The 22326-nt window shown below is 73.5% G+C and carries 20 protein-coding genes and 1 pseudogene; 6 read left to right on the top strand and 15 right to left on the bottom strand.

The window, feature by feature from the left end; all coding sequences use genetic code 11:
* Positions 1-51 precede the first annotated feature (51 nt).
* The 5 genes and pseudogenes from PT931_RS08545 to PT931_RS08525 form a co-directional block, all read right to left on the bottom strand.
* Entirely contained in the window at positions 52-2487 is a 2436-nt protein-coding gene (locus PT931_RS08545; protein WP_456245143.1) for a terpene synthase family protein, read from the bottom strand.
* Between the two features lie 202 nt (positions 2488-2689).
* A pseudogene (locus PT931_RS08540) lies at positions 2690-3839 on the bottom strand (epoxide hydrolase family protein).
* Positions 3840-3935: 96 nt separating this feature from the next.
* Positions 3936-5165, bottom strand: a complete 1230-nt coding sequence (locus tag PT931_RS08535; protein ID WP_456245142.1) for an MFS transporter — start codon at positions 5163-5165, stop codon at positions 3936-3938.
* Entirely contained in the window at positions 5165-5749 is a 585-nt protein-coding gene (locus PT931_RS08530; protein WP_456245141.1) for a helix-turn-helix domain-containing protein, read from the bottom strand. Before PT931_RS08530 ends, PT931_RS08535 begins: the two co-directional genes overlap by 1 nt.
* Positions 5750-5846: 97 nt before the next feature.
* On the bottom strand, positions 5847-6878 hold the full coding sequence (locus tag PT931_RS08525; protein WP_456245140.1) for an alpha/beta fold hydrolase: 1032 nt from the start codon (positions 6876-6878) through the stop codon (positions 5847-5849).
* Positions 6879-7155: 277 nt separating this feature from the next.
* Between PT931_RS08525 and PT931_RS08520 the strand changes: the two genes are divergently transcribed.
* Positions 7156-7557 carry an MmcQ/YjbR family DNA-binding protein gene (locus PT931_RS08520; protein WP_456245139.1) on the top strand — a complete coding sequence of 134 codons (402 nt, stop codon included), beginning with the start codon at positions 7156-7158 and terminating at the stop codon, positions 7555-7557.
* 180 nt (positions 7558-7737) lie between these two features.
* Positions 7738-8160 carry a YjbQ family protein gene (locus PT931_RS08515; protein WP_456245138.1) on the top strand — a complete coding sequence of 141 codons (423 nt, stop codon included), beginning with the start codon at positions 7738-7740 and terminating at the stop codon, positions 8158-8160.
* A 110-nt stretch (positions 8161-8270) separates the two neighbouring features.
* Here the strand turns inward: PT931_RS08515 and PT931_RS08510 are convergent, their stop codons facing one another.
* From PT931_RS08510 to PT931_RS08490, 5 genes are all read right to left on the bottom strand, one after another.
* Positions 8271-8771 (bottom strand): N-acetyltransferase family protein, encoded by a 501-nt coding sequence (locus PT931_RS08510; protein ID WP_456245137.1) that lies wholly within the window; start codon positions 8769-8771, stop codon positions 8271-8273.
* 101 nt (positions 8772-8872) lie between these two features.
* Positions 8873-9517 (bottom strand): response regulator, encoded by a 645-nt coding sequence (locus PT931_RS08505; protein WP_456245136.1) that lies wholly within the window; start codon positions 9515-9517, stop codon positions 8873-8875.
* Positions 9508-10653, bottom strand: coding sequence for a sensor histidine kinase (locus PT931_RS08500; protein WP_456245135.1), 1146 nt, complete (start codon positions 10651-10653; stop codon positions 9508-9510). Before PT931_RS08500 ends, PT931_RS08505 begins: the two co-directional genes overlap by 10 nt.
* Complete coding sequence (locus tag PT931_RS08495) at positions 10650-11255, bottom strand: DedA family protein (RefSeq protein WP_456245323.1); 606 nt, start codon at positions 11253-11255, stop codon at positions 10650-10652. The genes PT931_RS08500 and PT931_RS08495 overlap by 4 nt, the downstream gene beginning before the upstream one ends.
* 161 nt (positions 11256-11416) lie before the next feature.
* Complete coding sequence (locus PT931_RS08490; protein WP_456245134.1) at positions 11417-12766, bottom strand: MFS transporter; 1350 nt, start codon at positions 12764-12766, stop codon at positions 11417-11419.
* Between the two features lie 410 nt (positions 12767-13176).
* Here PT931_RS08490 and PT931_RS08485 point away from each other — a divergent pair, with 410 nt between their 5' ends.
* Positions 13177-14676 carry a PPC domain-containing protein gene (locus PT931_RS08485; RefSeq protein WP_456245133.1) on the top strand — a complete coding sequence of 500 codons (1500 nt, stop codon included), beginning with the start codon at positions 13177-13179 and terminating at the stop codon, positions 14674-14676.
* Positions 14677-14738: 62 nt separating this feature from the next.
* Here the strand turns inward: PT931_RS08485 and PT931_RS08480 are convergent, their stop codons facing one another.
* Together PT931_RS08480 and PT931_RS08475 are read right to left on the bottom strand one after the other, a co-directional pair.
* On the bottom strand, positions 14739-16160 hold the full coding sequence (locus tag PT931_RS08480; RefSeq protein ID WP_456245132.1) for an MFS transporter: 1422 nt from the start codon (positions 16158-16160) through the stop codon (positions 14739-14741).
* A gap of 94 nt (positions 16161-16254) precedes the next feature.
* Entirely contained in the window at positions 16255-17157 is a 903-nt protein-coding gene (locus PT931_RS08475; protein ID WP_456245131.1) for a class I SAM-dependent methyltransferase, read from the bottom strand.
* Between the two features lie 77 nt (positions 17158-17234).
* Between PT931_RS08475 and PT931_RS08470 the strand changes: the two genes are divergently transcribed.
* Complete coding sequence (locus PT931_RS08470; RefSeq protein ID WP_456245130.1) at positions 17235-17840, top strand: helix-turn-helix domain-containing protein; 606 nt, start codon at positions 17235-17237, stop codon at positions 17838-17840.
* A gap of 145 nt (positions 17841-17985) precedes the next feature.
* The gene (locus PT931_RS08465; RefSeq protein ID WP_456245129.1) at positions 17986-18531 is read left to right on the top strand and encodes an EF-hand domain-containing protein; all 546 of its coding nucleotides are present in this window, start codon (positions 17986-17988) and stop codon (positions 18529-18531) included.
* Positions 18532-18589: 58 nt separating this feature from the next.
* On the opposite strand, the gene PT931_RS08460 is transcribed toward PT931_RS08465, so the two are convergent.
* Complete coding sequence (locus tag PT931_RS08460) at positions 18590-19507, bottom strand: mycothiol acetyltransferase (protein WP_456245128.1); 918 nt, start codon at positions 19505-19507, stop codon at positions 18590-18592.
* Positions 19508-19899: 392 nt separating this feature from the next.
* Here PT931_RS08460 and PT931_RS08455 point away from each other — a divergent pair, with 392 nt between their 5' ends.
* Entirely contained in the window at positions 19900-21264 is a 1365-nt protein-coding gene (locus tag PT931_RS08455; RefSeq protein ID WP_456245127.1) for an FAD-dependent oxidoreductase, read from the top strand.
* 83 nt (positions 21265-21347) lie between these two features.
* Here PT931_RS08455 and PT931_RS08450 read toward each other — a convergent pair whose 3' ends face one another.
* Positions 21348-21701, bottom strand: coding sequence for an ArsR/SmtB family transcription factor (locus tag PT931_RS08450; protein ID WP_456245126.1), 354 nt, complete (start codon positions 21699-21701; stop codon positions 21348-21350).
* Positions 21698-22144, bottom strand: a complete 447-nt coding sequence (locus tag PT931_RS08445) for an SRPBCC domain-containing protein (protein WP_456245125.1) — start codon at positions 22142-22144, stop codon at positions 21698-21700. The genes PT931_RS08450 and PT931_RS08445 overlap by 4 nt, the downstream gene beginning before the upstream one ends.
* Positions 22145-22326: the final 182 nt, after the last annotated feature.

The following is a 22326-nucleotide window of genomic DNA, read 5'->3' as shown; positions in this document are numbered from 1 at the left end:
GGGCCCCGGTACCCCATAAGCAGTGCTTTGCGTGCTCTTAAGGTAGTGGCGTCACCGGCGCCGCTCACCGGCCACGGTTTCGGCGACCCGGGCGGCCGAGGTGCCGAGGCCCGCGGGGCCGGGCGGCACGAACACCCCGGGTCCGCTCCGCCCCGTCGGCTCGACCGCCACGGAACCGGCACCGACCGGCACCGGCGGATCCGCGACGACCCCGGGCCGCTCCGGCGCGGACGGCCGCTCGGGCACCGGGTTCCGCGCCGGCACGGAGAGGGCGCGGTGCACCGGCACGTGCCCCGTCACCGGAGGCCTCCAGGGCTCGGGGACCTCGGGCACGGCACCCCCGTGCTGCCCCGCCAACCACTCCGGCCGGTACCGGTCCACCGACCGGTGCCACTCCAGGATCCCGGCCATCCAGTCCTTGAGCTCCTCGGCGTAGGTGGTCAGCACCGCGCGGACGTCCCCGGACAGGTCCAGGTCGTCGAACATGGCCGGCAGTTCCACCTCGACGATGTGCTCGAACTGCAGCATCCGCTCGGTCATCAGGTTGTTGACCACGTCGCGGGCGCGTTCCCGGTCGCAGCCGAGGAAGTTCTGCATCACGTAGACGAGGTTGTGCACCTCGCCCTCGTACTGGATCTCCTTCTGGTAGGAGAACACGTCGTTGACGAAGCACGCGTAGTCCTGCGCGGAGTTGTCGAGCTGGCGCATGACCCGGTTGTCGTAGATCCCGGCGGGTACCAGGTTGCCGTGCGCGATCCGGGCCAGCCCCATGGTCAGGTCGGAGCCGAACGTGGCCCGGCGCATCTCGACGTAGTCGACGGGGTCGGGCACCCGGTTCTGCGCCTGGTTGGCCAGCTCCCAGATCCAGGACGCGGTCATGTCCTCCACGGCCGTGCGGAACTGCCGGCGGGCGGGCATGGACATCGGGCCGGCGGTGCGCCGCCACAGGTCGGCGAGCCCGCGTTCGACCGGGGTGACCGGTTCGGGAACCGGGCCCAGGTCCAGGGGCATGAACAGCGCGAACCGGGCATTCTGCGCCTTGGCCCCGACCAGGTTGCGGCTGGTGCCGTAGAGGGCGGGGAACAGGTCGTCGCCGTACGTGCCCCAGCTCAGCCAGTCCGTGGACAGGTTCAGCTCGTCGAGGTCGGAGTGGGCGTGGATCATCGCGGCGCAGTACGCCAGGTCGTAGGCGCGGAACCGTTCGGCGTTCCACACCCCGCCGCCGGGGACGCCGGGCACGGACTCGTACATGCCCATCTCCTCGGCCCAGGCCGCGCCGTGCCGGCGGGCCTCGGGGAGGTGCGGGCTGACCGGGAAGGCGTAGGGCATGTAGAACTCGGGCAGCGGCAGGTGGCCGGGCTCGCGGAGGGCGGGCACGTCGGAGTGCTGGGCGCGGCGGCGTTCGAGCCCGAGCGTGCCCGGGGTGATCCGCAGCCCGTCGGTGCCGATGCCCTTCGGCCCGCCGAGCACCGGGGCCGCCGAGTTGACGTTCTTGTTCATGTACCGGCTGGACCGGGCATGCCACTCGTGCCCGCCGGCCTGCCAGTCCTGCAACCCCTTGACGTACAGCCCGACGGCGAGCTGGTCGTCGGGGGTGGTGCCGTTCTCCGCGAACATGATCGGGACCTCGGTCAGCGCCGTGTTCTCGAACTGCTGCAACCGGGACGTGATCAGGCTGTTGGTCAGGTCGGCGGCCTCCTGGGTGGACACTCCCAGGAACGTCTCCAGCACCAGGACCGCGTTGGAGTTCTCGCCCTCCTCCTGCACCTCGCGCTGGTAGGAGAAGAGGTCGTTGCGCAGGTGCACGGCGTCGGAGAACGTGTCGCGCAGCACGCGCAGGGGCCGCAGCCCGGCGAGCCGGTCGGGGATCTCGGCGCCGGCGGCGACCTCCACCAGGTTCGCCGACCACGGGGCGCCACCCACCCGGCGGCGCATCTCCACGTACTCCATCGGGTTGGCGATCCGGTGCCGGTTGATGTTGTCGAGTTCCCACATGGACTCGACCATCAGGTTGTGGGTGGAGAGGGTGAACCGTTCGCGCCAGTCGTCGGTCATCTTCGGCACGGTGCGCGCCCACAGGTCCGCGAGGCCCGCCTCGGCCGGGTTCTCCGGTTCCGGGGGCGTCTGGCCGGGGGCGGTCATGAACAGGTCCAACCGGTCCAGGTACGCCTGCGCGCCCTTCATGTCCCCGTTGTACTTGAACAGCTCGAGGAAGTGGTCGTCGAAGAAGAACACCCACACGTACCAGTCGGTGATCAGGTCGAGTGTCGCCTCGTCGCAGTCGGGGTGCGTGTAGGCGCACATCAGCGCGTAGTCGTTGGCGCTGAGTTTCGCCTGGTCCCAGACGAGCTTTCCGGTCGGGCCGTGCGCGTCGAGCATGCCCAGTTCCGCGGCCCACGCGTCCGAGTGGCTCCGGGCGTGCTCCTCGTGCGGGTTCCGCCGGGCCGGGTAGGGCATGTAGAAGTCGGGCAGGGCGAACGGCTCCACGGCCGCCTCCGTTCTGGCTCTGCGTCCGGGCCGCCGTGCGGGACGTGTCCACCCACGACTGTGCCCGCGCCGACTGCCAGGAACCGGGTACACCTAAGGCTTATTTGCCCTGAATCTTCATAGTTCTATCGCGCACTCCCCGGTTACACAACCCCCACGGGGGCGCAGAGCGACGGGCCAGACCGGTATCCGACACTTCCGACTAGGCGGCCAGTTCCCGGAAGAACGCCCGGATGTCGGCGACCAGCGCCTCCGGCTGCTCCATCGCCGGGAAGTGCCCGCCACGCTCCTGCGGCGTCCAGCGCACGATGTTGTCCGTGCGCTCCGCGAGGTGCCGCAACGGGATGAAGTTGTCGCACGGGAAGTCGGCCAGCGCGGTCGGGGTCGTCGAGGGCTCGGGCGGCCGGCCGTAGTAGTCGGCGTGCGCGCGCTCGTAGTAGATCCGGGCGGAGGAGCCGGCGGTGCCGGTCAGCCAGTACAGCATCACGTTGGTGAGCAGGTGGTCGCGGTCGATCGGGCTGCTCGGGTCCGTCCACTCCCGGAACTTCTCCGCGATCCATGCCAGCTGGCCGACCGGCGAGTCCGTCAGGCCGTACGCGAGGGTCTGCGGCCGGGTGGCCTGGATGTCGGCGTACCCCTGCCGGTCGCGCAGCCACGCCCGCATTCGCGCCCAGGAGGCCAGGGTGCGGTCGCGTTCGGCGAAGCTCAACGCGGCCAGTTCGGCGGCGGTCGGCTCGGCCGTCGCGCCGGCCCCGGGCAGCAGGTTCAGGTGCACCCCGAACACGTTGCCGGGTCGGACGCGGCCGAGTTCCCGGGAGATGGCCGCGCCCCAGTCGCCGCCCTGGGTGCCGTACCGGTCGTAGCCCAGCCGGGCCATCAGCTCGCCGAACGCCGCGGCCACCCGGCGGAACTCCCACCCCCGCTCGACGGTCGGCCCCGAGAACCCGAACCCGGGGATGCTCGGCAGCACCAGGTGGAACGCGTCCGCCGGGTCGCCGCCGTGCGCGCGCGGATCGGTCAGCGGCCCGGCGACGTGCGCGAACTCAGCGATCGAACCCGGCCAGCCGTGTGACGAGCGGGGTCGCGTCCGGCTCGGGGGAGCGGAGGTGCGCGAAGTGCACGTTCGCCCCGTCGATCGTGGTGGTGAACTGCGGCCACGCGTTCAGGGCGGCCTCGGCGGCGCGCCAGTCGTAGCCGTGCCGCCAGTGGTGCGCGAGGTCGCGGAGGTGGTCGAGGGGCACGCCGTAGTCCCAGCCCACCCCGGGCAGCTCGTCCGGCCAGCGGGTGCGGTCGAGCCGGCCGTGCAGGTCGTCGATGTCGGCCTGCGGGATGTCGATCCGGAACGGGCGGATGCTCTCGGGTTGGGTCACCCCGGCATGCTAGGCCAGCTCAGAGGCATGATCAACACGGTGTCCGGCGCGCGGGTGGTCGGCCCCCGCGCCGCCCCGTCAGACCAGCGCCTCCTCGGGCACGACCACCGTCCCCGGTTCCGTCAGCCCCCGCGCCCGCCACAGGAACACCGCGACCCCCAGCACCACCACCCCCGCGACGCCCACGACCAGCCGGTAGTCGACGAACGACGCGAGGATCGACCCCAACCCCAGAGCGAGAATCTGCGGGGTACTCAGCAGCGCGCCCGCCGCCGTGTTCGCCCGCCCCATCAGCTCGCCCGGCGTGCGCTTCTGCAACAGCGTGCTGATCGCCACGAACGCCCACGGCAGCCCGACCCCGGCCACGACCGCCCCGGCCAGCACGATCGGCAGCAGCACGGCCGGCCCGACCGGGGCCGCGAACGCGCCCAGCGCCACGGCGAGCAGCACCATGCCGAGCCCGATGGTGCCGACCTCCCCGCGCCGGTGGATCACCTTCGCCGCCGTCAGCCCGCCGACCAGCGCGCCGGCGCCCTGCACGGTCACCATGACGCTGATGAACGGCGCGCTGCGGTGCAGCCCGTGGTCGACCAGCGCGAAGATCATGGAGTCCAGCAGCCCGAACGCCAGGGTCGCCCCGCCGACCCCGATCGTCGTCCGGCGCAGCGCGGGCTCGCCGAACAGGTGCCGCACCCCGGCGGTGATCTCGCCCCACCAGGCGAGCCGCGCCGGGGCCACCGGCGTCGCCCGCACCTTGAGCAGCGCGATCGCCCCGGCGGCGACCAGGAAGCTGACCGCGTCGATGATCCCGACCAGGGCGCCGCCGGCCGTGGCGTAGATGGCGGCCCCGGCGATCGGCGCGCCCAGCCGCAGGCCCTCCCGGACGGTCTGCAGCGCGCCGTTGGCCTCGGCCAGCAGCTCCTCGGGGAGCATGTCCTTGATCAGGGCGGACAGCGCGCCGCCGAGGAGCACCCCGGAGAGGCCGAAGGCGACCGCGACCGCGTACACGATCCAGGTCTGCCCGGGGCCCCGCACGGCGAGCAGGGGCAGCAGGGCCACCGCCGAGAGGATGTTGCCCCAGATCAGGAACGGTCTGCGGGCGAACCGGTCCACGCCCCAGCCGAGCAGCGGCCCGAACAGGCCGGGCAGGGCCATGCACAGGATCGTCGCGCCGGCCGCGCCGTTGGAACCGGTCAGCTCGCGGACCCAGATCGACAGCACGAGCATCAGGAGCATGTCGCCGACCATGCTGGCGGCCAGCCCGACGAACAACAGGCGGAAGTCCGCCCTGCGGAGCACGGCGCGCATCACTTCTCCACCGGGGGCCGGGCGGGGATGCCCCACGACATCAGGCGGATCAGCCGGGCGCCGTCGGGACGGGCGGCGGGGTCCCGGAACCGGTCGGCGTGCCGCATGACCAGCTCGTTGATCGTCGTGCACACCTCCGTGAGCTCCTCGGCGGTCAGCCACGCCAGGGTCTGGTGCGAGAACGCCGCCTCGCGCCACGCGACGGCTTCGGCACGCTGCCGGTCGTACCAGGCTTCGAGTTCTTCCAGCTCGCGGCGGTGCAGGAACCGGGACGCCTCGATGCCGGCCATGGCCAGGTCGGGGTCGTCGGCGTCGCCGGAGTTCCAGCTGCGGGACGTGAGGACGACCTGCCAGGGCCGCTGCCGGCCGGTGCCGCCCTGGGCCTCCTCGACGAAGCCGTAGCGGTGCAGCAGGCGCAGGTGCCAGGAGCAGTTGGCGGGGCTCTCGCCGACCCGCTCGGCGAGCTGGGACGCCGTGGCCGGGCCGTCGGCGAACAGCTCCTCGAGGAGGCGGATCCGCAGCGGGTGGGTGAAGGCTCTCAGTTCGCCGGGGTCGGAGACCTGGCGGTGCGGAAGCTCGGTCATACCCCGAGCCTCGCATGGAAAGACTTCTTTCGAAAGGGTACTTTCGATTACGGGTCGATCACGGCCGGCGCCACTTCACGGTGCTTCCGCCAACCGGTCAGGCGTCCGCCGTCAGGCGTTCGGCGATCAGCGCGGCCGGCCGGTCCGTCATCAGGATCGTGTAGTGGTTGGTGTCGGCGACCAGTTCGGCGCGGAGCACGGGGGAGCGGGCGACCCAGTGGTCCACCACGGCCTGGGGCAGCAGCCCCGGCTCCTGACCGAACATGCCGAGCGGGGCGTGCAGCAGCACCGCCGGCACGGACAGCCCCGCCAGGTCCGCCCCGAACGCCTCCCCGCCGACGATCAGGTCCCGCCCGTCGGCGCGCACCGCGTCGGCACTGGTCCGGGACCTGACCGCACCGCGCCCGGCCCCGGCGTCGGCCCCGGCCCATGCCTTGCTTCCGGTCCGGGCGGCGGCCCCGGCCCCGGCGCCGCTCCCGGCCCCGGGCCGCAGTGGTGCGCCGGTGCCGCGCTGCCGGGCCGCCTCCACCTCGGCCCCGTGCGTCGCCGCCACCCCGGCGGAGCCTCCCGGCACCTCGACCGCGTCGTAGCGCACGTACGCGTCCATGTCCTCGTTCCAGTACCCGCCCAGCGCCGGGTGCGCGCGGAAGAAGTCCAGATAGGCGTCCACGTCCCGGTACGTCTCCGTCAGCCGCGCGATCGCCGGCCCGACCGTCAACCGCAGCACCTCGTCGGGATCCGCCCCCGCCGGCACCGGCAACGGCAGCCCGCCGTCGACCAGCACCACCCGGCTGAACAGCTCGGGCCGGAGCGCGGCGGCCCGCAGCGCCGCGTACGCGCCCATCGACTGGCCGGTGAGCACGACCGGAGCGCCCAGGTACTCCGCCGCGGCGGCGAGGTCGGCCGCGTGCGCCGTCATCCCGTACGGCCCCGGGGCCCCCGCGCTGCCGCCCCGCCCGCGCAGGTCGAGCGCCACGAGACTCCAGTCCGGCGGCAGGTGCCGGGCGACCGACCGGAACGACATGGCCGACGCGGTGATGCCGTGCGCGGCGAGGACGGTGCGGGGCCCGTGGCCGAACCGCAGGGCGTGCAGCGACCCGTCGGCGACGGGAATCTCGACGGACTCCATGAACCACCCTCCCGACCTGGCGCGCGCCGCCCACCCGGCATTCCGGGGCGCCGGTGTGCCGCGCGGCGCGCGTTGCCACCCTAGCGCCGGCATGCCGCCGCGACCCGGAACCGGCCGGAACGGCGCGTGCCCGACGCACCACCCCGGACCGCGCCGGACCGTCCGCCCCGGACCGCCCCGGACGGCCGGGACCGGACCGCCCCGGACCGCCTCGGACCGCCGGGACCGGACCGCCGGGAGGGCAGCCCGGGGCCGGGAACACGGCTAGGGTGGGGACATGGCCAGTTGGGACGATGTCCGCCACGTCGCCGCCGAACTCCCCGAGACGGTCGAGCAGTCCTCGTCGGACGGTTCGCTCGCCTGGAAACTCCGGGACAAGCTCCTCGCCTGGGAACGCCCCCTGCGCCGCGCGGACCGCGAGGCGCTCGGCGACGCCGCCCCCGACGGACCGATCCTGGCCGCCCGGGTGCCCGACGTCGGGGCCAAGGAGGCGCTGATCGCCGGGGACCCGGAGATCTACTTCACGATCCCCCACTTCGACGGGTACCCGGCGATCCTGCTCCGCCTCGACCGGATCGAGGTGCCCGAACTGCGCGAACTGTTGACGGAGGCGTGGTTCCTCCGGGCCCCGAAGCGCCTGGCGGCCACGTTCCGCGCGGCCAACCAGCCCCCGGAATGACGCCCGGCGACGGCACCGTACCCGTCCGCGCGGTGGTCCGGTCGCGTACGTCCGCCGAGAGGCCGCACCCCTGACGAGCCGGCGACAGGTGCGGTTCGCGGAGCGGCGAGCGCGGTCGGGCACCCCGCCCGACCGCGCGGCGCGTCGTACCCGGAAAAGGGGTTCGGGGAGGATGGCGGGATGGCTGACACCTTCCACTCGCGGGTCCTCGACGTCGTCACCGGCGCGGCGGAGACCGTCCTCGACCTCACCGCCCGCTGCCACGACTTCCTGACCGAGGTGGCGCGCGGGCGCGACGGGCTGCTCAACGTGTTCGTGCCGCACGCCACCGCCGGGGTCGCGGTGCTGGAGACGGGCGCGGGCAGCGACGAGGATCTCCTGGCGGTCCTGCGCGACCTCCTGCCGGCCGACGACCGGTGGCGGCATCGGCACGGCAGCCCGGGCCACGGCCGCGACCACGTGCTGCCCGGTCTCGTCGCGCCGCACGCCACCCTGCCGGTCATCGGGGGACGGCTCGCGCTGGGGGTGTGGCAGTCGGTGGTACTCGTCGACACCAACCGCGACAACCCGCGCCGCACGGTGCGACTGTCCTTCCTGGGCTGACCGCGCGCGGGCCTGCGGCTGACGCGCTGCCTTCCCTGGCTGACCGCGATGCACGGCCGTCGCCAGGCCGGCCGGCCGACGTCACCCCGGTCGGCGCGACCCCGGCCCCGTCACGGGGTGTACAGGTACCGCAGGTACTCGATCCCCTTGGCCGTGCTCCGCACGCCGTCGTGCCGCCAGCCGTGCCGTTCGTAGAACCGGACCGCCCCGGTGTTGGCCTCCGCGACCCAGAGCAGGTGCCGGGGGTAGCCGAGCCCGGTGAGCACCGCCTGGCCGGCGACCAGGAGCGCCCGGCCGATGCCGGCGTTCTGGGCGTCGGGGTCGACGAACAGCGAGTACAGGTCGCCGAGGTCCGGGTCCTGGCCGGGCAGGCCCGGTCCGACGTAGGTGAACCCGAGCACCCGGCCGCCGTCCTCGGCGACGAGCAGGTGGTGGCTGTCGGCCTCCCGTTCCCGGCGGTCGGTCCACCCCCGGGTCTGGTTGTCGGGGGTGTAGCCGGTCAGCTCCTCGGCCGGCCACAGGCCCGCGTACGCCCGCTGGCATGCGCGGCTGTCCACGTCGCCGACGGCGGGCAGGTCGGCGGCCACGGCGGGGCGAATGATCATGGGCATGGCGCGATCCTAGCCCGGCGGCGCCGTCGTCGTCCGGCCCGGAACGGACGCCCCCGCCACGGGCCGGCGGCGAGCGGATCCGAGGACCGGGGCCGCCCGGCTCAGGAGCCCAGGTACCGCAGCACGGCCAGTACCCGACGGCTGTACCCGCCGGCCCGGGGCAGGTCGAGCTTGTCGAACACGCTGTTGACGTACTTCTCGACCGAGCTCTGCGACAGGAACAGCCGTTCGGCGACCGCCGCGTTGGTGTGCCCCTGCGCCATGTGGTGCAGCACCTCGCGTTCCCGCTGCGTGAGCCGGCCCAGCGGGTCGGTGTGCCGGGTGGCGGCGAGCAGTTGGCGGACGACCTCGGGGTCCAGCGCCGTCGAGCCGGCCGCCACCCGGTCCAGGGCGTCGAGGAAGTCCCCGACCTGGGCGACCCGGTCCTTGAGCAGGTAGCCGACGCCCTCGGACCGGTCGGCGAGCAGCTGGGCGGCGTAGCGTTTCTCGACGAACTGGGACAGCACCAGCACGCCGACCTCCGGCCAGCGGGCCCGGATCTCCAGCGCGGCCACCAGCCCCTCGTCGGTGTGGGTCGGCGGCATCCGGACGTCGGTGACGACCACGTCGGGCCGGTCCCCGGCGACGGCGACCAGCAGCCGTTCGGCGTCGGCGACGGCCGCGACGACCTCGTGCCCCTCGTCGGTGAGGAGCCGGGTCAGTCCGTCGCGGAGCAGGGCCGAGTCCTCGGCGAGGACTATCCGCACGGCAGCACCGCCAGGAGCGTGGTCGGCCCGCCCGGCGGACTGTCCACCCGGAAACTGCCGTCGAGCGCCGTCACCCGCCGCGCGAGGCCGAGCAGGCCCGGGCCCGCCGGGTCCGCGCCACCCGTGCCGTCGTCGTGCACCCGCAACGCGACCCCCGTTCCGTGTTCCGTGAGTTCGACCGTGATCCGGGTGGCGCCGGAGTGTTTGGCGGCGTTGGTGAGCGCCTCGCAGGCCACGAAGTACAGCACCGTCTCGACCTGGCGCGCCGGCCGGAACCCGAGATCACCCACGATCGTGACGGGTACCGCCGACCGCTGCGCCACCATCGCCAGCACCTCGTCGAGCCCCAGGCTGTCGAGGGCGGAGGGGTAGACCCGCCAGGCGACCTCGCGCAGGTCGTCGATGGCGTGCTGGGCGTCCTCGTGCGCCTGGGCGACCAGGCCGCGCACCTTGTCCGGGTCCTGACTGCGCCGGGCGCGGCCCAGCAGCATCCCGAGCGCGACGAGCCGTTGCTGGAGCCCGTCGTGCAGGTCCCGTTCGATCCGCTGCCGTTCGGTGTCCACGGCGGCGATCACCCCGGCCCGGCTGGCGGCCAGCTCGTCCACCCGTCGTTCGAGGAGTTCGCGGGCGCTGGGCGCCAGGAAGGTACGGGCCAGGCGCACGTCCCAGGTGGCGACGCTGGAGAGGGCCTGCACATTGATGAGCAGCAGCGCCGCGCCGATCACCACCTGGTACAGGAACGTGGCCGGGCTCATGCGGCCGTCGAGCACGGAGGCCGCGACGATCGACGCCAGCACGACCCCGACGCCGAGGACGCCGACGGCCAGCCCGCCGAGCAGTCCGGGACCCAGGCGCGCGGCCAGGTACCCGAGGGTCCGGCGCTCCGCCGCCGGCCGGACCTCGAACCCGGCCCCGGGCAGGAACCGGACCAGCCGCCACCGTTCCAGCCCGGTAAGCAGCGCGGCGGCCCGCAGGGTGGCCGCCCGGACGGCCCGGCGGGCCGCGGGCAGCGGCAGGGTGACAGCCTCGGCGAGCCCCGCCACCAGCAGGAACACCAACCCCACAGCCGCCGTGGGCACGCCCAGGGCCACTCCGGCCGTCACCCGGACCTGGGTGGCCGCCCACTGCCAGTTCACCGTGCGCTCCTCGCCTTGCGGATCATGCGGGACACCACAAAATAGCCGACGGCCACGAGGCAGCCGGCGATCACGACGTTCTGGAAGGTACCCACATAGTCCTGCACCACGTGCCAGTTCGCGCCGAGCCCGTAGCCGGCGAGCACGAAGACCGTGTTCCAGATCAGGCTGCCGAGGGTCGTGTACACCAGGAAGGTGGGCAGCGGCATCCGGTCCACGCCCGCCGGTACCGAGATCAGGCTGCGGAAGATCGGCAGCATCCGACCGAGGAAGACGGCCTTCCCGCCGTGCCGGGCGAACCACGCCTCGGTCCGGTCGACGTCGGCCAGTTTCACCAGGGGCAGCCGGCGGGCGATCGCGCGCACCCGGTCGCGGCCGAGGAGCGCGCCGACGTAGTACAGCGCGACCGCGCCCAGCACCGACCCGAGGGTCGTCCAGCCGATCGCCGCGGCGAGGCTCATCCTGCCCTGGCTGGCGGCGTACCCGGCCAGTGGCAGGATCACCTCGCTCGGAATGGGCGGGAAGAGGTTCTCCAGCGCCACGGCCAGGCCCGCCCCCGGGCCGCCGAGTGTGTCCATCAGGTCTGTCACCAGCTCGTCCATGCTCATGCCACCACGCTAGGAACCGGGCGGGTCACGGAACACGGGGTGCGCCGCCGAACCGGGTTGCGGAAAACCACAACCGGGCGGCATCCAGGTGGGGTCCCGCCCGGCCAGAACCCGGTTAGTGCACGCCGGGCGGCCGGACGGAACCCCGCTTCGCGCTACCCGGCCGAGGCCCGCCGCAGCGGGTACCACATGGCCGTGGTGATCAGGGCCATGACCGCGGCGGCGATCCAGAACGGGGCGGTCGCCCCCAGGCTGTGCGCGAGGACGCCCCCGAGCAGTGACCCGAGGCAGGCCCCGCCCAGGTCCAGCAGCGAGTACACGCTGCCGACCCGGCCGAGCAGGCCGTCCGGGACGACGCGTTGCCGCAGCGTCACCACGATCACGCCCCACACCATGGAGTGCACGCCGAACAGGACGATCACCGTCGCCGCGACCCACGGGGTCCTGGTCACCGCGAGGGTGACGTGGGTGAGGAGCTCGACGACGAGTCCGGCGCGCAGCAGCGCGGTCGCGCCGAACCGGGCCCGCAACCGTCCGGAGAGGACCGAGCCGAGCAGGCCGCCGACCGCGAAGGCCGTCAGCAGCACCCCGTAGCCGACCTCCGACAGGCCGAGCCGGTCGCGGGCGTAGAGCACGAACGTCGCGAACGCCGCGCAGAAGGCGACGTTGGCCAGGCCCATCCCGAGTGCGAGGGCGCGCAGCAGCGGATGGTGCCACAGCCAGCGGACCCCCTCGGCGATCTCGGCCCGCAGACCGGGCACCGGCTCGACCGCCAGGGCCGACCCGACCGGAGGAGCCGGCGAGGCGGACCCGACCGGAGGACCCGGCGAGGTCGGCCCGACCGGAAGAGCCGGGCCGGCCGGAAGAGCCGGGCCGACCGGCGGGACCTGCGCTGCCCCGACCGGCCCCGCCCCCGCGCGCCCCCGCACCGGCCGGATCGCCGCCATCAGGGCCGCCGCCACCAGGAACGTGACCGCGTCCACCCCGAACGGCACCGCGGCGCCGACCACGAACAACCACGCCCCCAGCGGCTTGGCGACGAACTGGTTGCCCACGGTGAAGGCGGCCATCAACCGGGCGTTGGCGGTACCCAGCTTCTCCTCCGGCACGATCGCCGGCAGCAGGGCACCCGAGGCGGTGTCGGCCAGGGTCTCCCCGACCCCGGCGAGGAAGAACACCGCGTAGACGACCGCGACGCCGACGGTCCCGGAGGCCACGGCCGCGGCGAGCCCGCCCAGCGCCAGGGCCCGCAGGAGGTTGACCACCACGATGAGCCGCCGGCGGTCGAGCCGGTCGACGAACGCGCCGCTGATCAGGGAGAACAGCAGCCAGGGGAGTTGTTGGACGAAGGCGGCCCCGGCCACCAGGGCCGGGTCGTCGGTGAGGGAGGCGACCAGCAGGGGGCCGGCCACCATGGTGACGCCGTCACCGAGGTTGGAGACCGCAGACGCGGTCCAGAGTGTGGCGAAGTCCGCGCCAAGGCGCGCGGATACACGGGTACGCAAGAGAACTCCTCGAAGCAGGGAAAGGTCGCCGAGAACTGCGACCGCTTCGAGGCGGGGAGCACCCCACCGGTGCCCGTCGGAGCGGGATGGTGGTCCGCGTCAGTGCGCGCGGTGTCCCCGCGTCGAAGCGGCGACCGTGACCATGTCGAGGCGCATGCGGGGCTCCCATCGGGCGAACGGACGACGGCCGGACCCTAACAGAGCCACGACCCGACCCCCACCACGTTTTCCGGGTACCGGCCGGGCTGGTGGCGGACATGACGGTGCCTTCCGCGGGGCCGCACCCCTTGCGTCGACCCTCTACTCACCCCTACGTCCCTTCCCTCCGGGATCGGCCCGTTCCTACGCTGGCGGGCACCGAGGACCACGCTCCCGCCCGAGGGGCCGCTGATCCGACGTTGGAGGAACACATGAGACGATCGACGGCGGTCTGGGCGGCCCTGACCAGCCTGTGCGTGGCCGCGACGGCCGCCTGGACCACGGCGGGGATCGAGCCGGTCTCGGCCGCCGCACAGGCCGGCGGCAGCCTGGTCGACGGGGTCGCGGCCTCCGGTCAGGTCACGTGGAACACCACGGAACAGTGGACGTTCACGGTGCCGGCCGGCACGGGTACGCTCACCGTCGCCCTGGACGGCGGCGGCGCGCGGGTGGACCTGCTCGGCCGGGCCGGGTCGCCCCCGACCGCCTGGGCGTACGACGTCAGGGGCGACACCGGGAACGGGCCGGCGACGGTGCGGGTCCCCTCGCCCCGCGCGGGCACCTGGTACCTGGAGGTGTCCGGCCGCCGCCTCTTCGAACCGCACGGCTACACCATCACGGCCAGTACCGGCGCGACCCCGCAGCCCAGCCCGTCCCCGACCGGATCCCAGAAGCCCACCCCGACCGCGTCGCCGACCGCGGGCCCGTCCCCGTCGCCGACCCCCACGACCAGTCCGTCGACCCAGGTGGTCGTGGACCGCAACTGCGCCGACGGGGCGTTCGTCCTGGACACCGAGGACTTCCGGACGCCGGGGCAGTTCGCCGGCATCCAGGACCTGGTCGACGCCTACACCCCGGCGAACTACATGACCTTCATCGACGGGGTACTGGCCCGCCGCTACCCCACGGGCAAGCGGATCATCGACCTCGCCGGCGGCAAACCGGCCGTGGACCGCTGGCTGTGGCGCAAGGACACCGCCGCCGACGTGCTCGGCCAACTGGGGCTGGTCGTGCACGAGGTCGGACACGGCATCGACCGCAGCACCCCGGACAACAGGTACTTCGTGACCCGGAGCCGGGCCGGGACCGACATCGCGCTGACGGCGCCCGGCATGCACGGCAGGGGCAGCACCTCCTCCAGTCCGATGTACTCGATGTCCCGGTCGCTGCTGCTGGCCGACACCGAGAACCGCAAACGGCCACCGGCCGAACGGGGCACCATCACCACCAGCCGCGAGTTCGGCCCGGGCACCCACGGCAGCGACACCTTCCTGGCTGAGACCTACCTCAACGGCGACCCGGCCAACACCAGCTTCGAGTCCGGCGACCAGGGCTTCAACATGCTCGTGGAGGAGTGGAACCAGTACGTCAACTCGATGGCCGTGGCCTACTACCTCAACCCCGGCGGCACCGTGCGCACCAGCGACCGGCACGCGCTGCTCACCCAGCTGTGGTGGATCGAACGCTACCTGGCCAAGATCCGCGCCGAGTTCCCCGACCAGTACACCTATCTGACCTCCAAGGCGGAGTGGCGAGGGGTACTGCTGTCCCTGTGGGGCCGGTCCTGGCGGTACCTCACCACCGACCTGCCGGGCCAGGCGCCCGACAGCGCCCAGCTGACCGAACTCGTCCGCCAGGCGCCACTGCTCGCCGAGATCCAACGGCTCCGGACGGCCCACGGCTGCGGTACCCCGACGGAGCTGTTCCCCTGAGCCGTCCGGGCCCGGTCGATGGACCACCAGGAGCGCGTTGTGGCCGGGCCCCGCACCCGCGGCTACGGGCTGCGGTCCGGGTGCCCGGCGCGCGCCCGGCCCCGGACGGCCAGGGCGAGCGCGCCCCCGATCAGCACCGCCGCCACCGCGAACGTGACCCGCATCCCCGTGCCGACCGCCCCCGGGCCCGCGGTCGCGACATCGTCCGTGGCCGAGGCCAGCGCGAACACCGCCCCCATCACGGACGCGCCGGTGACCAGCCCGAGATTGCGGGACAGGTTCAGCATCCCGGAGACGACGCCCCGCTGGTCCGGGCGCACGTCGGCCATGACGGCGGTGTTGTTGGCCGTCTGGAACACCGCGTACCCGACGGTGACCACCGCGATCGGCCCGAGGTACCCGGCGACGCCCAGGGTGCCCGGCAGGACGGCCAGCAGGACGCAGCCGGCCGCGATCCCCACCAGCCCGGCGACCGTCATCCTGGGTGCGCCGAACCGGTCCGCGATCCGGCCGGCCGGCACCCCGGTCACCGCGGCGACGAGCGGGCCGACCGACAGGACGAGCCCGACGAGGGCCTCGCGGAGGCCGAGCGCGCGGGACAGGTAGAACGGGCCGACCACCAGCGTCGCCATGAGTACGGTCGAGACGAGCGCGCTGGTGGCCAGGCCGGCGCCCAGTACCGGATCGCGGAACATCGCCAGCCGGATCAGCGGGGAGGGCGCCCTCGCCTCGGCGCGCAGGAACAGGCCGGCCCCGAGGACGGCGGCGGCCAGCAGCGCCAGGTTGAGCGCGCCGAACCCGCCCCGGCCGAGGGTCACGGCGAGCGCGTACGCGGCGAGGGTGAGCGCGAGCAGCCCCGTACCCAGATGGTCGAATGTCGCTCTGCTCTTCGGTCCCGGGCGGTCGACCGGCAGGTGCCGGTGCGCGAGCAGCAGCGTCGCGATGCCCAGCGGCACGTTGACCAGGAACAGGGCCCGCCAGCCGAACCCGGCGATCAGGACGCCGCCCAGCGACGGGCCGAGCGCCGTGCCGACCGCGGACATCGTCCCGAGCAGCCCCATGGCACTCCCGGTCCGGGCCCTCGGCACGGTCTCGCCGACGAACGCCATGGTCAGCGCCATCATGACGGCCGCCCCGAGGCCCTGCACGGCCCGTGCGGCGATCAGCAGCCCCAGGCTGGGCGCCAGGCCGCACAGCACCGAGGCCACCGTGAACAGCGAGATCCCCGCCAGCAGCAGCCGTCGGCGGCCGGTGAGGTCACCGAGCCGCCCGACGCTGACGATCACGGTGGTCACCGCGAGGAGGTAGGCGAGGACCACCCACTGGACCTGCTGGAAGGACGCGGAGAACGCACCCGCCAGCGTGGGCAGGCCGACGTTGGCGATGCTGGTGCCGAGCGAGGACAACAGCATGGACATCGACAGGCTGGCGAGGATCCACCGGACGGTCGGTCCGGAGGGTGCCGCGACGCTGACTGACTTCACCGTGGTCCTTCCTTTCTGGAGGGTGTGCGGGCCGGGGCCCCGGCCGGGTGGGCCCGGCCCGGAGCCGGCGACGGGCCGGGCGCGGAACCGGTGGTCAGTCGCCCGCCCGCACGCCCGTGAACACCGTGCTGGCGGTCAGCAGGAACGCGTCGGACCGGCGCATGATGCCCTCTGGCGCGTCCGGGTCGACCAGCACGTCGAGGGTCCGCAGGTCCTCGGCGTCCAGGTCCTCGGCCATCGACTCCCGCAGCCGGACCAGGTGCGCGTGCAGGTAGGCGCGCCCCGTCCCGCCCAGCGGCGCCGGCAGGTCGAGCAGTGTCGTGAAGCTCCCGACCCCGGTGAGCCCGGCGCGGCGGAACAGCTCCGGCCAGTCCTCCAGCACCGACGTGCTGTCGGGCAGCTCGGTCCGCATCACCTCGAACCACTTCTCCTGGACCGCGTCGAGCCGGGCCTGCAGGCCGGGCCGGCCGAGGCCGATGTCCCGGGGCAGGAACCGCATCGGGAGCCCGCCCTCGGCCACCGCGAGCAGCCCGCCGGGGCGCAGGATCCCCGCCAGGCCGTCCAGGGCCGCCTGCTGGTCGCCGAGGTGGTGCACCGCGCGGCTGCTCCAGATCAGGTCCGCCGTGCCGAGCCGGTCCAGGTCGCCCGGCAGTTCGGCGTGCAGGACCGCCACCCTGTCCCCGGTGCCGGTCCGCCCGGCGCGGTCCAGGGCCCGGTCCAGCAGGCCGGGCGCGCCGTCCACCGCGACGGCCGTGGCGTCGGGGAAGGCCTCCGCGAGGACGCAGGTCATCACGCCCGGTCCGCTGCCGATGTCGAGGACCCGCCCGACCTCGTGGTCCGGGCCGAACAGGCCGCCCAGCCGGTCCGCGGTCTGGCGGAGGGCGGGCAGCTGCAGTTCGCCGTTCTGCTCCAGGTGGGTGGCCATGACCTCCCAGTCGATGTCGGTGCGGTGGTGTCCGTGCTGGTGTCCGTGTCCGGATCCGGTGTGCTGGCTCATGTCGACGAGCGTGCACCCGCCCCGTGACCCTGGCAACTTCTGTTGCCGATTCCGGGACAGCGTGTTGGAATGCCCCCATGGACAAGCCCGCGCCGTACCAAGCGGTCCTCGACGACGTCGCCCCCCGGCTCCGCGCCCTGCGCACCAAGCGTGGTCTCACCCTGGCGGCGCTGTCCGAGGCGACCGGCATCTCCAAGAGCACCCTGTCCCGGCTGGAGTCCGGCCAGCGCCGCCCCAGCCTGGAACTCCTGCTGCCGCTCGCCGGCGCGTACAACGTGCCGCTGGACGACCTGGTCGGCGCGCCCGAGGTGGGCGACCCCCGGGTCCGGCTGCGGCCCCACGCCATGCCCAACGGCGGCATGTTCCTGCCCCTGAGCCGGGGCCCCGGCCCGCTCCAGGCCTACAAAATGATCATCAACGACCGGGGTACGGAGCCGGACCCGCGCACCCACGAGGGCTACGAGTGGATGTACGTGCTGGACGGCCGGCTGCGGCTCGTCCTCGGCGAGCACGACCTGGTCCTCGGCCCCGGTGAGGTCGCCGAGTTCGACACCCGGGTGCCGCACTGGTTCAGCAGCGCCGACGGGCGGCCGGTGGAGATCCTCAGCCTGTTCGGGCGGCAGGGGGAGCGGATGCACGTCCGCGCGAAGCCCCGCCAGCGGGCCACCGCTACGGACGCCTGACCCGACTTCTCCGTTCCGACCAGGCGAGGGCAACGGCCGCGCGCCCCGGTGAGGGTGGCCGACGCGCCATTCCAAAAGTGAGTTTTCGCCGATAGAATCACTTTCTGACCGCCCCGTCGGCGGGCAGGAGTCCCCGGGAGGCACCGTGGAAGACGTTCTGCGCCGCAAGCTCCACCGCGGCTTCGGCTACTTCGACGTCGACGGCAACGGCCGCCTGACGGAGTCCGACTTCGCCGCCGTCACCCGGCGCCTCGAAGGTGCCTTCCCCGACACCCACCCGCCCACCCTGGCCAGCCTGCACACCACGTTCATGGCGCTGTGGACGCGGTACTTCCGCCCGTTCGGCCGCGCGGACGGCTCCCTCGGCCCGGAGGAGTTCGCGGCGGCGGTCACCGGCGCCCTGGAGTCCGACCGCGACTCGTTCCTCCGCGACTTCGGCGACGCCGCGTCCTACTGGATGCTGACCGCCGACACCGACGGCGACGGGGTGGTCAGCCGGGCGGAGTTCGAGCACATGTACGCGCGCACCTTCGGCCTGCCGCCCGACCGGACGGCGGCGGGCTTCGCGGCGCTCGACCGGGACGGCGACGGGGTCCTCGACACCGCAGAGCTCCTCCGGGCGGCCGGCGAGTTCTGGACCAGCGAGGACCCGGACGCGCCCGGCAACCTGATGTACGGCCCCCTGGACTGACCGCGACCACGGCGCCGCCAACCGGCCGGAGCCGGCCGGCGGCGCCCGGCGGTACCCGTCAGAGCTTCCGGGCGAACATCTTCCGGTCGGCGAAGTTGACGAACCCGGCCTTCACGAACGACCGGAACATCCCCAGGTTCGCCGCGTCGCAGTCACCGCGCACCTCGGTCTCACCGGTCGCCGCGAGCACGTGCAGCCCCCGGACCACCACATCGGTGCTGTACCCCCGGCCCCGGTGCGTGGGCGCGACGCCGACGAGGCCGATCACGGCGAAGCTCGGGTTGCGCGCCGGCAGGCTGAGAGCGGCGGGCAGGCCGTCGGCGTCGTAGCCGATCTCGTACCAGTCGGGCTGGTGTTCCATGTCGAGCATGTCGCGGAAGTTGAGTTCGGCGGCGCCCCGCAGGCCGTGTTCGGCGATGTCGGCGAGGAAGATCGCGTCCTTCGTGTCGGAGAGGACGGCCTCGAAGAGGTCGACGAAGGGGGTCTCGCCGAGCTCGGCGAGGGAACGCCAGGTGAGCCGGGGGTCCAGCGCGGGCAGGCCGGTCTCGGCCCGCCACTGGAACCGGCGGCCGTCCCGTTCGAGGTGCAGGCCCGCGTCGGCGAGCAGGGCCTCGCGCAGCTCCGGGTCGCGCTGGAACTGCGGGGCCTGGGCGGGGGAGTCGAGCACGTGGCCCTGCCCGGTGGCGCCGAGCCCGCGGGCCAGGGTCGCGGCGGCGTCGAGCAGCGCCGGCCCGGCGGTGCCGGGTTCGAAGAGCACGAAGTCGACGGGTACGGCGCGCCCGGGCGGGCTCCACAGCACGATGTTGCCGACGAGCGCGCCGTCGTCCTCGGCGACCAGGCACCACTCGGGCCGGGTGCAGGCCCGGTCGAGCAGGGTCGTCAGGTAGTCGGCGGTGGCGGCGTCGCGCTCGGCGTCGTCGAGGGTGGTCAGGGCGGGCAGCTCGTCGGGGCGGGCCGCACGGATCACGACAGTCACAGAGGTGTTCCTTCTTCGGGTGGAGTGTGGCCGGATCGCGTGGCCCCGGCGGCGCGCGTCCGCGCCCCGGGCTCCACCAGTGTTGTTGATCATCCTAGTCGGCCGGGGCCAGCGAATTCCGCGCGCCCGGAGCCGCCGGCACACCGCGGGTCGTCCCGGACCGCGGGCCCGCCGCATCCCCGCGTCGTCTCCGGACCGGCCGCCCACCGCTGCCCCGGGCCGTCCCGGCGCGTTGTGATCGTCCTCACGAGCGCCCTCTCGCCCCTGCCCGGAAGCCATAGGCCCTGCCTATGATCTTGTCGGAGTCCGGCACCTACCGCGCGACCCGCCGCCCGGGTTTACTCCGAACATCGGCCCAACCGCCTCTTCCTGTCTGCGAGGAACGCCCCGCCATGACCCGTCCGATCCGGATCGCGATCGTCGGAGCCGGTCCCGCCGGTGTCTACGCCGCGGACGCCCTGCTGAAGTCCGACGCCGCCCGCGAACCCGGGGTCTCGATCGACCTGTTCGAGCGGATGCCGGCCCCGTTCGGGCTGATCCGGTACGGGGTGGCCCCCGACCACCCGCGGATCAAGGGCATCATCACCGCCCTGCACCGGGTACTGGACAAGCCGCAGATCCGCCTGTTCGGCAACGTCGACTACCCCGGTGACCTGGCCCTCGACGACCTGCACCGGTTCTACGACGCCGTGGTCTTCTCCACCGGCGCGATGGCCGACCGGGCCCTGGACATGCCCGGCATCGGCCTGGAGGGCTCCTACGGCGCCGCCGACTTCGTCTCCTGGTACGACGGGCACCCCGACGTCCCGCGCACCTGGCCCCTGGAGGCGACCCGGGTCGCGGTGCTCGGCGTGGGCAACGTGGCCCTCGACGTCGCCCGGATCCTGGCCAAGACCGCCGCCGAGCTGCTGCCGACCGAGATCCCGCCGAACGTGCACGCGGGCCTGGCGGAGAACAAGGCCGTGGAGGTGCACGTCTTCGGCCGCCGCGGACCGGCGCAGGCCAAGTTCAGCCCCATGGAGCTGCGCGAACTCGACCACTCGCCGACCATCGAGGTGATCGTCGACCCGGAGGACATCGAGTACGACGAGGGCTCCGTCGCCGAACGACGCGGCAACAAGCAGGTCGACATGGTCGCCAACACGCTCGAAGGCTGGGCGATCCGCGACGTCGGCGACCGCCCGCACCGGGTCTACCTGCACTTCTTCGAGTCCCCGGTCGAGGTGCTCGGCGCCGACGGCCGGGTGGTGGGCCTGCGGACCGAGCGCACCGAGCTCGACGGCACCGGCAACGTCCGGGGGACCGGGAAGGTCACCGACTGGGACGTGCAGGCCGTGTACCGGGCGGTCGGCTACTACTCCGACGAGCTGCCCAAACTCGCGTTCGACCCGGTGTCGGGCACCGTCCCGAACCGGGCCGGCCGGGTCCTGGCCGCCGACGGCTCGCACCAGTCGGCCACCTACGTCACGGGCTGGATCAAGCGCGGCCCCGTCGGCCTGATCGGACACACGAAGGGCGACGCGAACGAGACCGTCGCGTGCCTGCTCGAAGACCACGCGGCGGGCGACCTGCCCGGCGCCGTCGAGCCCGACCCGGAGGCGGTTGTCGCCCACCTGCGCGACCAGGGCGTCCGCTTCACCACCTGGGCGGGCTGGAACCAGCTCGACGCCCACGAACGCGCCCTGGGCGCCGCCGAGGGCCGCGAACGGGTCAAGGTCGTCGAGCGCGAGGACATGATCCACCACAGCGGGGCCTGACGCCGGGGGCCTGCCGCTCGAACCGGGCGGCGGGCCACACTCCGGGGGCCGTCAGTGGCAGCCCCGTCCGACCGGGGCGCCCGCTAGCGCGCCTCCCGCTCCGCCGCCTCCGCCAGCCGCTTGATGACCGACAACCGCCGGTCCCAGTCGGACGCCAGCGCGGCCATCCACCGCGCCGTCGAGTCCAGCGCCGCCGACCGCACCGCGTACCGCACCTCGCGGCCGACCCGCCTGTTCGTGACCAGGCCGGCCGCGTCGAGGATGGTGAGGTGTTTGAGCACGGCCTGCCGGGAGACGGGGAAGCCCTCGGCGAGCGTCGTCGCCGTGGCCTCCCCCCGGGCGGTCAGGAGGTCGAGCAGCTGGCGGCGGGTCGGGTCGGCCAGTGCGGACAGGACGCTGTCGACGTGCTCGCGGTCTCCGCGACGTACCTCGGTCATACGGGTGGCTGTTCGGCGCGCTTGGCGAACGCGTCGAGCACCTCGGGCCAGCCGCCGGAGTTGTCGCGGAGCGCCCGCTCGCGCAGGTCCTCGGAGCCGGCCATGGTCGCGAACCCGCTCTCGACGACCCGGAGCCGGGTCGCGGTGCCCTCCGGGGTCAGGGTGAACTCCACGAGGGTGCTGTTGTCCGCGCGCAGTTCCTCGCCCGGGTAGGCGCTGGCCCACCGGTACGCCAGGTAGGTCGGCGGTTCGACCTTCTCCACCCGCACCGGGAAGTCCCCGTACTGGGCGTTGTGCGCCACCATCGACTCGCCCTCCCGGGCCACGGTGCCGGGCAGGCTCGCCGGGTCGGCCACCCAGAAACCGGGCTGGGCCACCAGCGTCCAGACCCGCTCCAGGGACGCCTGGATCAGGGTTTCGCGTTCGATCCGGTCCTCGCTCATGAGGGACTCCTTCACCCGCCGCTGAATTGATGCGTCTCCAGGGTTGCACACGTCCGGGGCGAACCTGAGCCGGACCATGACAGAGAGTAGTGCCACGTCGCCCGGACGGCCACCGCAAGGGCGGAACACCAGACGGGTACCAAAAAGGTGAAGTTCCTTCTTTGTCTTTCTTGGGGGATCGG

The sequence above is a fragment of the Longispora urticae genome (genome assembly GCF_053902585.1).
The sequence above is the reverse complement of the archived record's forward strand: the minus strand, read 5'-3'. Positions and strand labels throughout refer to the sequence as shown.